Below are 13,070 nucleotides of genomic sequence, written 5' to 3' on the forward strand. Positions count from 1 at the left end.
AAGAACAGCAGGAAGCGAGTGTGAATGCGGCGCTTGGAATGCTTTTGCCGTTTGGAGCGAAAGGGTTTAATGGCAGAATGGGAATTAATCAGAAAAGCAACCACCTTAATCAAGCAAGCGTAGGAAAGACTGACTTAGATCGTTTACGGAAGAAGTGGAATGTTCCAGAAACTCAAACTGTTGCTGTAGGAAAAACAGATGTCAAAGGTTTGGAACGTAGCGTGTTCGAAGGTGGGTCGCCAAAAGTTAGGAAAGAAGGAGGTCTGCCTTCATTAGATGAAGTTTATCCTGATCGGAAAATTAAGGCACCATATAAAAGATCAATTAGAGGGCACGCTCAATTTATGGATCATGCAGAAGAAGGCGTAATCGCAGAATTTGAGGACGCGGTTAAAAAGGCAGGACTTAAACCAGAAGAGATAAAAGGTATACTAAATATCCATCAATCTAATCCAAATGGAGTTTGTAATAAATGTACAAAAGGTCTGTTTGATCGAGTTCCAAGTGAGGAAAGAGGAATATTCAAGCAACTGACAGATCAATATCCTGAATTGAAAATAAAAGTAACAACAGAACGAGATCCAAGTGTCCCACATCCAAGAGATACTTTATCTTTTGATGTTAAAAATGGTGTTACAGAAAATGTAGTTAAAATGAAAAAATAGGAAAGAGGCTATAGAATGGATTTTATAAATGACCTTAGTGAAGAGGCTAAAGTTGCTCTAGGATTAGCAATAGCTGAAAAAATGTATACATTCATAGATAAAGAAGATGATGGTTACCACATAGGAGAAAAAGCTTTAGATGATTGTTGGAAATGGCTTTCTGGCAAAGAGTTAAGTGCAGAAGATTTATGTAATTATATAGATAGTGAAGATTATATGGATGTAGCTGAGTTCGCTACTAAAGAAAAAGATGAACAAAAACAATATGGCTGGTATTCAGTATTAGATGCAGTTTCTTACACAGCGTATCAAGCGTATAGACGAGAAAATAAAAAATTTGTTCCTCAAGTGCTAGAGGTAGTAGACGATGAAACATTAATTGTAATGTGGGAAAATGCAATTGAATCAAAAAAGATTGATAGGGATGAATTAAATACCTTGAGAAAATATTTAATTGATCATTATCCTAGCAAAGATCACGATCATAACAAAATATATTTAATTAAAAAAGAGGACATCGCAGTCATTTAAATTAGATTAATTGTGCGATATGAATAAAGGGCAGCTATTATCAATAGAAATGCAGAGAGACAGTAGCTTATTGTCGAATTTAAAAACAGACCTCATGAGGTCTGTTTTTGTTAGAAGTTAGGAAGTTTATTTTCATTTCCCCTTCTTCCGCTTCCGTTTCTTCTTTTCCGCCCGGTAAAACTCATGAAACATCTTCATCAGCGCGCTTCTGACACATAGCTCCGCGATATCCCGAGCTCCTTGGCTATTTTCCTCTGCGTTTTTTCTTTCTTTAAATCAAGGCCGAACCTGCCGACAATGACTTCTTTTTCTCGGCCGTCGAGAATATCGATATACTCCTTTACTTTTTCAAGCTCCATGTTGAGCTGAATGGTATCGATCACATCTTCATTTTCGGATTTTAAGACATCGATTAATGAATAAGAGATCGCTTTTCGTTCGACAATTTTCGCAAACGATCTTAACAACTAGATCTTGGCCGATATAAAAAGTGAGAATATTAGTATCAGATATTAACTTCAATATATTTATACTGTGTACTAGAGGAATTAATAAATTTAGATAGGAGATAAAAAGTGAAAATTAAAAGTGTTAAGATAAGAGGTTTCAAAAAATTTGTAAGCTTGGATGTTCACTTTAATGACCAATTTTCTGTTTTAGTCGGTGAAAATGAGATTGGGAAATCTACCGTTTTAAAAGCAGTAGACATTGTTTTAAATCAAAGTAGTTTTCTTTATAATGACAGTACTGCATCTGGCTATATTAATAGTGAGTTGGCAGAAAAGTTTTTTAAAAACAAAACAAGAGATTTTTTACCAAAGATAGAAGTCGAATTGTTCCTTGATTTGGATGGCAACATAAAATCAATCGATTTTGATGGATTTCACTATAATGCTGCTTCAGAATCAACAACAGGAATTAGATTTGTATATGAATTTAACCCTGAGTTTGAGGACGATATTGATCTTGAAGGTTTTGCAAGTAATAATATCATTCCAACTGAATACTACAAAGCCACATGGAACACATTTCAGGGAAAGAACTATGTTCGTAGAATGTCTCCAATAAAATTCATCTATTTAGATAATTCTACAATAAAACATGACATTTTCGGTGGCTATGCAAAAAAGATTTTTGATGCAAAAATTGAAGAAAAAACACAGCGTAAGATTTCCTCTAATTTTAAAAGAGCAATTTCAAAATTTCGAGAAGAACATGATGATGATTTAAAAATTGGTGCTAATCAAAAAATTGGTTTGAACTCATCTAAAACCGATATTGTTAAGCTCTTGGATATTTTTGAATCAGGAATATCGATTCAAGATATGGGAAAAGGTCGAGAAAATATTGTGAGAACAGAAATGGCTGTAAACAATAATGTTTTTGATTTAGTGTTAATAGATGAGCCAGAAAGCCACTTAAGCTATACTAATACAAGGAAATTGATTGATATGATTAGAAATGTAACTCAGGCACAAGTCGTGATTGCATCCCATAGTTCGTTAATTGTTAACAAGTTGAATCTACAAAATACAATAATATTGTCAGAACAGAAATCTAATTCTTTAGCAGATCTCAGTAAGGAAACGGCGAAGTATTTCGAAAAAATTGATAATTTGGATGTGCTTCGTTTTATATTGGCAGAAAAAGTGATTCTTGTAGAGGGAGCTGCGGAATATATTATTCTACCTAAACTTTTTAAAAAAGTAGTTGGAGAGGATATAGATAGTTCAGGTATAGATGTGATTTCTATGGGAAGCATATCATTCGAAAAATATAAAGAACTATCTGATATTTTAAAGAAAAAAGTTGTTGTTATTACAGATAATGACAGGAAAGAAGATACCGTGTACTCTGTATCTGATAATTTTATAGTTTGTGCTGATAAATCAACTGATAACTGGACCCTAGAGGTGGCGTTTTATAATGCTAACAAGGACTATTTCGACGACATTTATAAAAGCAGGAAGACAAAACCTGAGTATCACGAAGAAGAAATGGATAAGGCACTTGCTCATATGCTAAAGAATAAGACCGAGAATGCCCTTGAAATTGAAAAAGCATTAGATGAGTTAATTATTCCAGAATATTTAAAAGAGGCGATTGAATGGATAAGCAAATAGTTTTAGCAGTTGCGGGTTCTGGAAAAACATTCCATATAGCGAATGACTTTGATGTAAATGAACGAGTTATCCTTATTTCCTTTACTAACTCAAATGTAGACAACATACGTAAAGAAGTGCGAAAACGATTTGGAGGAACAATACCTCCCACAGTCCATATTTCGACATTTGATTCGTTTGTGTATAATAATTTACTGAAGCCTTTCGAGCCTATCTCAATGTTCCCCTATATCAGGAGTAGAGGGGTAGATATATGGTCTAGCCCAGTAGAAGATTCTCGAGAACGATCATATATAAAAAAAGAAGAACATGGACATTTTATAAACTCTACTGGACATTATTTTGTTTCTAGGATGGGTAAACTTTTTCTTGAGCAGAACAGAAGTTATAAAAATATAGTTCTAGCTCGTCTTAGTAAATATTGTGATGCGATATATTTTGATGAATTTCAGGATTATAATGGTGCTGATTTCAAGACAATGAAATATTTACTAGAGAAAACCAAAATAAGAGTAACAGCAGTTGGTGATATATTTCAAAGTTGCCTAACTCCAATAAGAAGTCGAGCCAGTGGTTCGTCATCACCCTTTAATAAAATTCATTCAGCGGCTGATCTGAAAAATAAACTCTCAAACAAAATTATGGTAAATGAGTCTGAATTGACAAAAAGTCGAAGAGTTCCACCTTCTGTTTGTAAGTATATTAAGTCTAATTTAGGAATAAAAATCGATTCAGCTTCGAATATAAATGCTGATATAATTATACTAAATGAAGTTGAGAGCATCCATCAAATCATGATAGACACTAACATTCCTAAACTAATTTGGAATAGTCGTTTAAAACATGCGGTGGGGAATAATTACATTAATTGGACTTACTCAAAAGGCGATACCTATAGTCAATCATGTGTAATTTTAACAGATAAGACTAGCCGAAAAGATCAGTGGATGAGTACTCTATCAGTAAAAACAAGGAATGCTTTATATGTAGCCTTGACTCGTTCAAAGGGCGATTTGTACTTAATATCGAATGAAAATTATAAAAAGTGGAGAAAGTATGCTGATTCTTTACAAGTTAAGAACAGATAAATTTAGAGAAAGAATAAGCAATAAATGATTTTATAAACATATGGATTAAGTTATCTATCTATAAATAGAGGCCAGGAAATTACTTTTCCTGGCCTCTTATAATCATTTCCCCTTCTCCCGCTTCCGTTTCTCCTTCTCCGCCCGGTAAAACTCATGAAACATCTTCATCAGTGCCCGTTTCTCAATACGGGATACATAGCTCCGCGATATGCCAAGCTCTTTGGCTATTTCCCGCTGCGTTTTTTCTTTTTTTAAATCAAGGCCGAACCGGCCGACGATCACTTCTTTTTCTCGGCCGTCGAGAATGTCGATATACTCCTTTACTTTTTCAAGCTCCATGTTGAGCTGAATGGTATCGATCACATCTTCATTTTCGGATTTTAAGACATCGATTAATGAAATTTCGTTGCCTTCTTTATCCTGACCGATGGGATCATGCAAGGAGACATCTTTTTTCGTTTTTTTGAGCGCGCGTAAATGCATGAGAATTTCATTTTCAATACACCGCGCCGCATACGTTGCCAGCTTTGTTCCTTTTCCAGAGGAATAGCTTTCGATGGCTTTAATGAGTCCGATCGTCCCGATGGAGATGAGGTCTTCAGCGTCTTCCCCGGTATTTTCAAATTTCTTTACAATATGGGCGACGAGCCGAAGGTTATGTTCAATCAGCATGTTTCTTGCGTGTTCATCGCCCTGTGCCATGAGGGCTAAGTATTTTTTTTCATCATCTCCCGAAAGGGGCTGTGGAAAGGCATTGTTTTTGACATAGGACACTAAAAACACCAATTCTTTGACCATCAATCCCATCGCTGTAAATACTCCTGCCACGATTTTCACCTCCACCATGTTTAGGCCGCTGCCTATATCCTCAAATGTATGTTAAGGAGGGATTGTCTGTGTCTGTACGATGAAAAAATCATCTTTTTCAAAAAAATCGTGCTTCTGTTCGTCTCTTTTTTATGTTTGCGGTTTCTTTGCGGTGCTTGGCGGTCAAGAAGCGTGCTAAAATATGTAATATTAGACCGAAAAGGAAGGGGTAATTTCGGAACATGGGGAAGGTTCTATCTTCACATGTAGGTATGAAAATTAATGAATGGTATCGAATGATACGGCAGTTCAGTGTTCCAGATGCGGAAATCTTGAAAGCGGAAGTTGAAGCGGAAATTGAACAGATGGAAGAGGACCAGCATTTACTGATTTATTATCAGCTCATGTGTTTTCGGCACCAAATCATGCTTGACTATATACACCCTTCAAAATATCAACCTTTCTCAGTATCTAATCTAGTCGATAAAATCGAAAATTCCAATCATGAGTTATCTGATATGCTGCATTATTACCATGCATTTTTTCGTGGCATGCATGAATTTAGTCAAAAAGAATATTTAGAAGCCGTCAAATATTATCGAGTCGCAGAAAAGCAGCTGTCCATGGTATTTGATGATATTGAGCAGGCAGAGTTTCATTTTAAAGTGGCAGAAGCCTACTATATAATGAAACAAACACATGTCTCCATGCACCATATTTTAAAGGCGCTGGAAATATACGATCAGCATGATGCGTATACCATTCGCATCATTCAATGTCTCTTTGTCATCTCAGGAAATTATCAAGATTTAAAACGAAAAGACCGGGCACTGCCTCATTTAAAAAAGGCAAAACAGCTCGCATCTCAAATTGATCACCCGCGCATATACAGTTCAGCGCTCTATAATTTAGGAAAATGTTATGGCGAGCTTGGCTATAGAGAGGAAGCGGAACGATATTTAACGGAATCCGCTGATCTTGCCCGCAAAGAGCTGCTCCCAACGCTTCCGCATACGCTCTATACGCTGGCGAAGCTGCTTTTTAGACAGAATGAACAGGCGGATGCCCTGCGCATATTAGAAGCTGGGAAATTGGCCGCAAAGAAGCATGAAGACCAGCTGTTCTGTCATATGTTTGAGTATCTGGATGCTTTATATGTTCAGGAAATCAATGAAGACCAACTGCAAAAAACCATTGATTATTTGGAAAAACTTAGCCTATACTCTTATATAGAGGATATCTCACTAGAAATTGCGACAGCCTTAGAAGCCTCTCAACAATACAAAAAGTCCAACCAGTATTATCAGAAATTATTATGGGCTCAAAATCAAATCCAAGAAGGAGAGTGTCTGTATGAATTCTAAGCAACGTTCGACAGTTGAAGAGAGAAACCAAACGTGAAACAAAGAGCGGGCCAATATGGCCGGCTTTTTTTATTTGAAAAAAAAGCGGATATGAGCATGAATTGATGAGAAAGCGGGCAATTTATCGGTAATGATGTTCGGTGGAGGAGGCGGTCGAATGAGAGGGCTGCATATCTTGATGTGTATATGGCTGCTATGTGCTATTATTCCTAATAAAATAGAGGCACGTACATTAAAACGAGTGGATCTTGAAAAAACGGGACGTGCCTTTTGGGATGTGAGAGTGGAACGGAAAAAGATTGCGATCACCTTTGATGATGGACCTCATCCAGTGTATACAAATCAAATATTGGATGTACTGAAGGAGCATCAAGTGAATGCAAGCTTTTTTGTGATAGGGAGCCGAATTCATACATATCCAATGATCGCAGAACGGATTGTGGACGAAGGGAATGAACTCGGCAATCATACGATGAATCATACGTATTTTGACCTTTTGTCGTCAAAGGAGATCAAGCGGGAATTAAAAGAATCAGCGGCTCATATCGCTTCACTCCAGCCTGGCGGTCCCTTATTATTTCGCCCTCCTGGTGGACGCTTAACAATGAAATCATTCCGCATTCTATCAAAGCAAGGGTACGATGTGGTCATGTGGTCCTTTACGCAAGATCCGAAGGACTGGTCAAGACCAGGCGCACGTAAAATTGCAAGCCGTATCATTGATCATATTCAAGGCGGCGATATCATCCTTTTACATGATGGCGGAGGAAATCGCAAGCAAACGGTAGAAGCATTGAAACAAGTGATTCCTGAGTTGAAGAAGAGGGGCTATGAATTTGTAAAAGTAAGTGAACTGCTGCACCATGATAAAGCATATATGCCTGTTCAGCTGCAATAGACAGCATTCGTCAAAAACACTCATTCATTGAAACCAAAAGTCTTGTCGTTTACTATATGAAGAGGGCTTTTGGAGGTGAATGTTGTGAAGAAATATGTTTTCCTTTTCATCCTATTATGTGTTGCTGCTGGGTGCTCAAAGCCAGTACAAGAAAGCGTCATTGCATTTGGTGACAGCAATACAAGAGGATCAAACTGGGACTTTCGAGATTATCCAACATCTGAAAAATGGGTGAATCTCATGAAAAACGTCGAGCGCGGCCAAATTCAAGTGAAGAATGCAGGCATTGGCGGGCAGACGACTGAAGACGCGAAACTTCGCTTTGAGCAGGATATTTTAAAACAGAAGCCAACTTACGTCCTCATCATGTTCGGTACGAATGATGCGGCGATTTTAGACGGGAAACATCCCCGAGTGACGAAAAAACGGTTTAAAGAAAATTTAACCTACTTCATTTCTGAAAGTAGAAAAGAAGGCATTACCCCGATTCTCATGACCTGTGTGCCTGTTGTAGAAGGCGGGAAAAAGGGCTTGTATTATTACTCCAGATATAAGTCATCTTATTTTGCCGGGAGAGGCGGGGCAAGAGCCTGGCAAAACTCTTATAATGATATCACTAGAGAAGTAGCGAAGGATGAGCAGGTGCCGCTTGTCGACAACTGGAAAGCTTTCATCCGAGAAGCTGGAGAAGATAGTGATCATGCCCTGATTCAGTCTGGCTTGATCGACCCTTCTGGCAATCATATGACACCAAAAGGGGCGAGAATTATTTATAACGAAATCAAAGAGCGTGATGTCATCAAACATTTTTAAATGATGGCCATCTGCCTAAACAAGACCATCCATCCAGCATAGTCTAACAGTATATCTTCCTAGAAGGAGGTAACTGATATGTGGGGATGTCCTTATCCTTACCCTGCGTGTTCGCCTTATCCAGCACAAGGAGCAGGAATCGGTTACGCTTTTCTTGTTGTGTTCCTTGTGGTCATTTTAGTCGTAGGCGGAGGGTTATGGTTTTGGAATGAACAGCCTTGCAATTAAGACACCTCTTCTTTCATCAGAAGGGGTGTTTTTTACGGAAAATAGTAGTAAGCCTATAGCGCAAGTGATATAATATCAGTCACCTGAGTTTAAAAAAGGAGAGTGCTCGGGAGGCATGGTCCCTGTGATATGGAATTAAGAGGAAACAGAGAGCATATGCCCGAGCGAACGTCTTTTCATTTCTGTCTCAATTAATTCAATGAAGTCGCGATTTAAGTTCATTTCATTTGCTTTATAATACGATTCTATAAGTAAATCATCTGACAGCTTTTTCATACTAGAAACCCATATGATGGGAAAAACACCTCCCCTGAAAAAGTTGGCATAAAATTTGAGGAAAAGACATATCATCATAGGTTGATCGACTGTCTTTGAAGTACCTTTAATCTACCATGAATGGGAAACAAGAACAATCGTTCTGTTATCCACATGGTTAAGTGGATAACTTGTGGGTAGAGTGTTTATAATTGAATGAAAGCGTGATGAAATATAGGTGGATAATGTGTGTAAAATTATCCACACCTGTTGAAGGTCCTCGTCATATGTCGAAAACTTTTTCATTGTATTCGATAGACAGACAAATTGTGATTTGATTCGACACAATCGCTGAAAACCAATGGAAGAAAGGGTGCAAATTGTGCTAAAGAAGTATTTCTTACCGGATGAATTTGTGAAAAGTATTTTCCACATTTCACCGCAAAAATTAAAAGAACGAAATGTAAAAGGAATTATTACCGATCTAGATAACACACTAGTAGAATGGGACCGCCCAAGTGCGACACCGCGCTTAATTGAATGGTTTCAAGAAATGAAAGATCACGGGATACAAGTGACGATTGTATCGAACAATAATGAAAAAAGGGTCAAGCTTTTTTCTGAACCGGTTCATATCCCGTTTATTTATAAAGCGAGAAAGCCTATGGGAAGAGCCTTTAATAAGGCAGTCGCTGATATGCAGTTGAAAAAAGAAGATGTGGTTGTCATTGGGGATCAGCTCATGACAGATGTTCTTGGCGGGAATCGTCATGGCTTCCATACGATTTTGGTCGTTCCTGTTGCTGCCTCGGACGGATTTTTCACAAAGTTTAACAGGCAGATTGAACGCAGAATTTTAGGAGCCTTAAAGCGTAAGGGCCACATTCAGTGGGAGGAAGAGTAATAATGGAAAAGGTTGTTTGTATTGGCTGCGGTGTAGCCATTCAGACGGAAGATAAAGATCAATTAGGATATGCGCCGGCAGCATCTCTATTGAAAGAAGATGTGATCTGTCAGCGCTGTTTTAGGTTAAAGAACTACAATGAGATTCAAGATGTTTCTTTAACAGAAGACGACTTTTTAAATATATTGCACAGCATTGGAGAGACAGATTCTCTCATTGTGAAGGTCGTTGATATTTTTGACTTTAACGGAAGCTGGATCAACGGGCTGAGCCGTATCGTCGGCGGTAATCCGATTTTACTTGTCGGCAACAAAGTGGATATTTTACCGAAATCCGTGAAAAAAGATCGTCTGATTCATTGGATGAAACGGGAAGCAAAGGAAAACGGATTAAACCCTATCGATGTTTTCTTGATCAGTGCAAGCAGAGGCCAGGGTGTGCCTGAGGTGATGGAAGCGATCGATCATTACCGCGAGGGAAGAAATGTCTATGTCGTCGGCTGTACGAATGTTGGAAAATCAACATTTATCAATCGAATCATCAAAGAAGTATCTGGCGAAGAGAACGTCATTACTACATCCCAATATCCAGGTACTACACTTGATGCGATTGAAATCCCGCTTGATGACGGGTCTGCTTTATTCGATACGCCGGGCATCATCAACCGCCATCAAATGGCGCACTATGTCAGCAAAAATGACTTAAAGATTTTAACGCCGAAAAAAGAATTGAAACCGAGAACGTTCCAATTAAACGAAGCACAAACGCTTTATTTTGGCGGACTGGCTCGATTTGATTACGTAAAAGGCGGCAGAACATCATTTGTCTGCTATATGCCAAATGAGCTGAACATTCACCGGACAAAGCTGGAGAACGCAGATGATTTATATGAAAAACATGCAGGGGAACTGCTGTCACCGCCATCAAAAGAGGGAATGGAAAATTTCCCGCCGCTCGTTCCGCATACCTTTACCATTGATCAGCCAAAAATGGACATCGTCTTTTCAGGTTTAGGCTGGGTTACTGCAAATGATGCGGGCAAGCAAATCAAAGTTTATGCGCCAAAAGGCGTTCATGTGTTTATGAGACGTTCGTTAATTTAAATGTTCAAAGGGGGAGAGACCTTGAAACCTTTATACGGAGTAATCGGCAACCCTGTTGGCCACTCAATGTCTCCGGATATTCATAATTCAGCACTAAAGGACGCTGGAATTGATGGACATTATCATGGCTTTCAAGTAGAAAATGATGACCTGAAAGATGCGATTAGCGGCATGAAGGCGTTAGGAATCAGCGGCATTAACGTCACTGTTCCGCACAAGGTAGAAATCATGAAGTACCTTGACAAAATTGATGTGACGGCTGAACGCCTCGGTGCCGTCAATACGGTGCGGCTCGAAGGGGATCAGCTCGTTGGATACAATACAGATGGAGAAGGCTTTCTTCATTCATTGCTTGAAGCCTTGGATCAGCCGTTATCAGAGCTGTCATTTCTCTTGATTGGTGCTGGCGGAGCGGCAAGAGCGATTTATACGACAATTGCTCAGTATGCACCGAAGAGCTTTGATATTACGAACCGCACCATTGAAAAAGCTGAAGCTTTAATTGAAAGTGCAGAGGGAAAAATCACATCTCAAGCAATCACATTAAATGCAGCAGAAGAGCGGCTTGGGGAATATGACGTCATCATCCATACGACCTCGATCGGCATGTATCCGAATGTTGAAGAAACCCCGATTTCTTTAGCGAACGCAAAAAAAACAGCGGTCGTTTGTGATATTGTGTATAATCCAATAGAAACAAAACTGCTCAGTGAAGCAGCAGGTTTAGGCTTGAAAACAGTGGATGGGGTTGGCATGTTTGTTGGACAAGCAGTAAGAGCCTTTGAACTGTGGACAGGCATTACGCCTGATGCCGGAAAAATGAAGTCAATTGTCATAGAGAAATTAGGAGGAACACCATGTTAAAAGGTAAGCAAAAACGTTTTTTACGTGCACAAGCACATCATTTATCACCTATTTTTCAAGTTGGAAAAGGCGGGGTAAATGACAATATGGTCAAGCAAATTTCCGAGGCGCTTGAAGCAAGAGAACTGTTAAAGGTCAGCGTATTGCAAAATTGCGACGAGGACAAAACGGAAGTTGCGAAAGCACTTGTAAAAGGTGCAAAGGCTGAACTCGTTCAAACGATCGGAAATGTGATTGTCCTTTACAAAGAATCTAAGGAAAATAAACAAATTAAGCTGCCGTAAAGGTGGATACGATATGAAAAAAATAGGGTTGTTCGGGGGTACGTTTGATCCTCCCCATAACGGGCATTTGCTGATGGCAAGTGAAGTGCGGATTCAAGTGGGGCTTGATGAAATTTGGTTTATCCCAAACCATATGCCTCCTCATAAAACTGGACGGAAACGAGCAGATAGTCATCACCGGATAAAAATGGTGGAGGCGGCGATTCAATCAAATCCATATTTTCGGCTCGAGCTCATTGAAATGGAGCGGGAGGGTCCGTCTTATACGGTAGATACAGTCGATCTGTTAAAGAAGCGTCATCCAGAAGATCAGTTCTTTTTTATGATAGGAGCGGACATGGTCGAGTATTTGCCAAAATGGCACCGGATCGATGATTTGCTTCAAATGATCACCTTTATTGGGATGAAAAGGCCGGGTTACGTTGGAAGTACGGGATATCCTCTTTTATTTGCAGATGTTCCAGCTTTTGATGTATCATCGACATTGATTAGGCAGCGAATAGAGCAGGGGAACCCTGTCGATTATTTGATTCCGAAAGCTGTTGAGCGTTATATAAAGGAGCATCATTTATATGAATCGTGAAGAAGCATTGAACTGTGTCAAAGAGCAGTTAACAGAGCATAGATATACACATACACTCGGAGTCATGGAGACAGCCATTTCATTAGCGGAACGGTTCGGTGCAGATGTGAAAAAAGCAGAGATCGCCGCTATTTTTCATGATTATGCGAAATTTAGGCCAAAAGAAGAAATGAAGGGGATTATCCAAAAAGAACAGATGAACCCTTTATTGCTTGAATATTCGCCCGAGCTTTGGCACGCCCCGGTTGGTGCCTATTTGGTCAAAAAAGAAGCTGGAATTGACGATCAAGATGTGTTAACAGCTATTGAATTTCATACTTCCGGCAGACCAGACATGACCTTACTTGAAAAAGTCATTTATGTCGCAGATTATATTGAACCAGGACGTCATTTCCCTGGTGTCGAAGAAGTAAGGGAGTTAGCAGAACATGATCTAGATCGTGCACTGATCCAATCATTAAAAAACACCATCAGTTTTCTAATGAAAAAGAATCAGCCAGTCTTTCCAGATACACTTGCTACTTACAACTCGCTTGTGCATAAGAACAACTAAGGAGGAA

Annotated in this window: 16 protein-coding genes and 1 pseudogene; 14 read left to right on the top strand and 3 right to left on the bottom strand. The window is 39.0% G+C overall.

Annotated elements, in window-relative coordinates; genetic code table 11:
* Positions 1–665: hypothetical protein (locus tag AWT60_RS18555; RefSeq protein ID WP_256928507.1), on the top strand; the 665-nt coding region annotated here is incomplete at its 5' end.
* 15 nt (positions 666–680) lie between these two features.
* A complete protein-coding gene (locus AWT60_RS13950) occupies positions 681–1,196 on the top strand; it encodes an Imm6 family immunity protein (RefSeq protein WP_087978525.1) in 516 nt (171 codons plus the stop codon).
* 132 nt (positions 1,197–1,328) lie between these two features.
* Here the strand turns inward: AWT60_RS13950 and AWT60_RS13955 are convergent.
* Positions 1,329–1,618 (bottom strand): annotated as a pseudogene (locus AWT60_RS13955) (sigma factor-like helix-turn-helix DNA-binding protein); the annotation flags it as partial.
* A 153-nt stretch (positions 1,619–1,771) separates the two neighbouring features.
* On the opposite strand from AWT60_RS13955, the gene AWT60_RS13960 reads away from it, so the two are divergent.
* Both AWT60_RS13960 and AWT60_RS13965 read left to right on the top strand, forming a co-directional pair.
* Positions 1,772–3,319 carry an ATP-dependent nuclease gene (locus AWT60_RS13960; RefSeq protein WP_218677381.1) on the top strand — a complete coding sequence of 516 codons (1,548 nt, stop codon included), beginning with the start codon at positions 1,772–1,774 and terminating at the stop codon, positions 3,317–3,319.
* Positions 3,304–4,407: a UvrD-helicase domain-containing protein gene (locus tag AWT60_RS13965; protein ID WP_218677382.1), complete on the top strand. Its 1,104-nt coding sequence runs from the start codon at positions 3,304–3,306 to the stop codon at positions 4,405–4,407. Before AWT60_RS13960 ends, AWT60_RS13965 begins: the two co-directional genes overlap by 16 nt.
* A 102-nt stretch (positions 4,408–4,509) precedes the next feature.
* Here the strand turns inward: AWT60_RS13965 and sigK are convergent, their stop codons facing one another.
* Positions 4,510–5,238: an RNA polymerase sporulation sigma factor SigK gene (gene sigK, locus AWT60_RS13970; protein WP_034738387.1), complete on the bottom strand. Its 729-nt coding sequence runs from the start codon at positions 5,236–5,238 to the stop codon at positions 4,510–4,512.
* Positions 5,239–5,456: 218 nt separating this feature from the next.
* On the opposite strand from sigK, the gene AWT60_RS13975 reads away from it, so the two are divergent.
* The 4 genes from AWT60_RS13975 (at position 5,457) to AWT60_RS13990 (ending at position 8,517) form a co-directional block, all read left to right on the top strand.
* Positions 5,457–6,578, top strand: coding sequence for a response regulator aspartate phosphatase (locus AWT60_RS13975; protein WP_041086294.1), 1,122 nt, complete (start codon positions 5,457–5,459; stop codon positions 6,576–6,578).
* Positions 6,579–6,735: 157 nt separating this feature from the next.
* Positions 6,736–7,476 carry a polysaccharide deacetylase family protein gene (locus AWT60_RS13980; protein ID WP_041106951.1) on the top strand — a complete coding sequence of 247 codons (741 nt, stop codon included), beginning with the start codon at positions 6,736–6,738 and terminating at the stop codon, positions 7,474–7,476.
* A gap of 84 nt (positions 7,477–7,560) precedes the next feature.
* The gene (locus AWT60_RS13985; protein WP_024423053.1) at positions 7,561–8,289 is read left to right on the top strand and encodes an SGNH/GDSL hydrolase family protein; all 729 of its coding nucleotides are present in this window, start codon (positions 7,561–7,563) and stop codon (positions 8,287–8,289) included.
* Between the two features lie 78 nt (positions 8,290–8,367).
* Positions 8,368–8,517, top strand: a complete 150-nt coding sequence (locus tag AWT60_RS13990; RefSeq protein WP_162842499.1) for a hypothetical protein — start codon at positions 8,368–8,370, stop codon at positions 8,515–8,517.
* Positions 8,518–8,652: 135 nt separating this feature from the next.
* Here the strand turns inward: AWT60_RS13990 and AWT60_RS13995 are convergent, their stop codons facing one another.
* A complete protein-coding gene (locus AWT60_RS13995) occupies positions 8,653–8,793 on the bottom strand; it encodes a sporulation histidine kinase inhibitor Sda (RefSeq protein WP_003217327.1) in 141 nt (46 codons plus the stop codon).
* A 361-nt stretch (positions 8,794–9,154) separates the two neighbouring features.
* Here AWT60_RS13995 and AWT60_RS14000 point away from each other — a divergent pair, with 361 nt between their 5' ends.
* Genes AWT60_RS14000 through yqeK form a run of 6 tightly spaced genes read left to right on the top strand, consistent with a single transcriptional unit; the run spans position 9,155 to position 13,063 of the window.
* Positions 9,155–9,676 carry a YqeG family HAD IIIA-type phosphatase gene (locus tag AWT60_RS14000; protein ID WP_008356191.1) on the top strand — a complete coding sequence of 174 codons (522 nt, stop codon included), beginning with the start codon at positions 9,155–9,157 and terminating at the stop codon, positions 9,674–9,676.
* Positions 9,677–9,678: 2 nt separating this feature from the next.
* A complete protein-coding gene (yqeH, locus tag AWT60_RS14005) occupies positions 9,679–10,779 on the top strand; it encodes a ribosome biogenesis GTPase YqeH (RefSeq protein ID WP_197203006.1) in 1,101 nt (366 codons plus the stop codon).
* A gap of 21 nt (positions 10,780–10,800) precedes the next feature.
* On the top strand, positions 10,801–11,643 hold the full coding sequence (gene aroE / locus AWT60_RS14010; protein ID WP_218677383.1) for a shikimate dehydrogenase: 843 nt from the start codon (positions 10,801–10,803) through the stop codon (positions 11,641–11,643).
* Entirely contained in the window at positions 11,637–11,927 is a 291-nt protein-coding gene (gene yhbY, locus AWT60_RS14015; RefSeq protein WP_008342507.1) for a ribosome assembly RNA-binding protein YhbY, read from the top strand. The genes aroE and yhbY overlap by 7 nt, the downstream gene beginning before the upstream one ends.
* Before the next feature lie 13 nt (positions 11,928–11,940).
* Positions 11,941–12,510 (top strand): nicotinate-nucleotide adenylyltransferase, encoded by a 570-nt coding sequence (locus AWT60_RS14020; protein WP_197203007.1) that lies wholly within the window; start codon positions 11,941–11,943, stop codon positions 12,508–12,510.
* Positions 12,500–13,063, top strand: a complete 564-nt coding sequence (yqeK, locus tag AWT60_RS14025; protein ID WP_034280084.1) for a bis(5'-nucleosyl)-tetraphosphatase (symmetrical) YqeK — start codon at positions 12,500–12,502, stop codon at positions 13,061–13,063. Before AWT60_RS14020 ends, yqeK begins: the two co-directional genes overlap by 11 nt.
* The last annotated feature ends 7 nt before the right edge of the window (positions 13,064–13,070 follow it).

It is taken from the genome of Bacillus sp. F2HM (assembly GCF_019266135.1).
Classification (GTDB): Bacteria; Bacillota; Bacilli; order Bacillales; family Bacillaceae; genus Bacillus; species Bacillus safensis.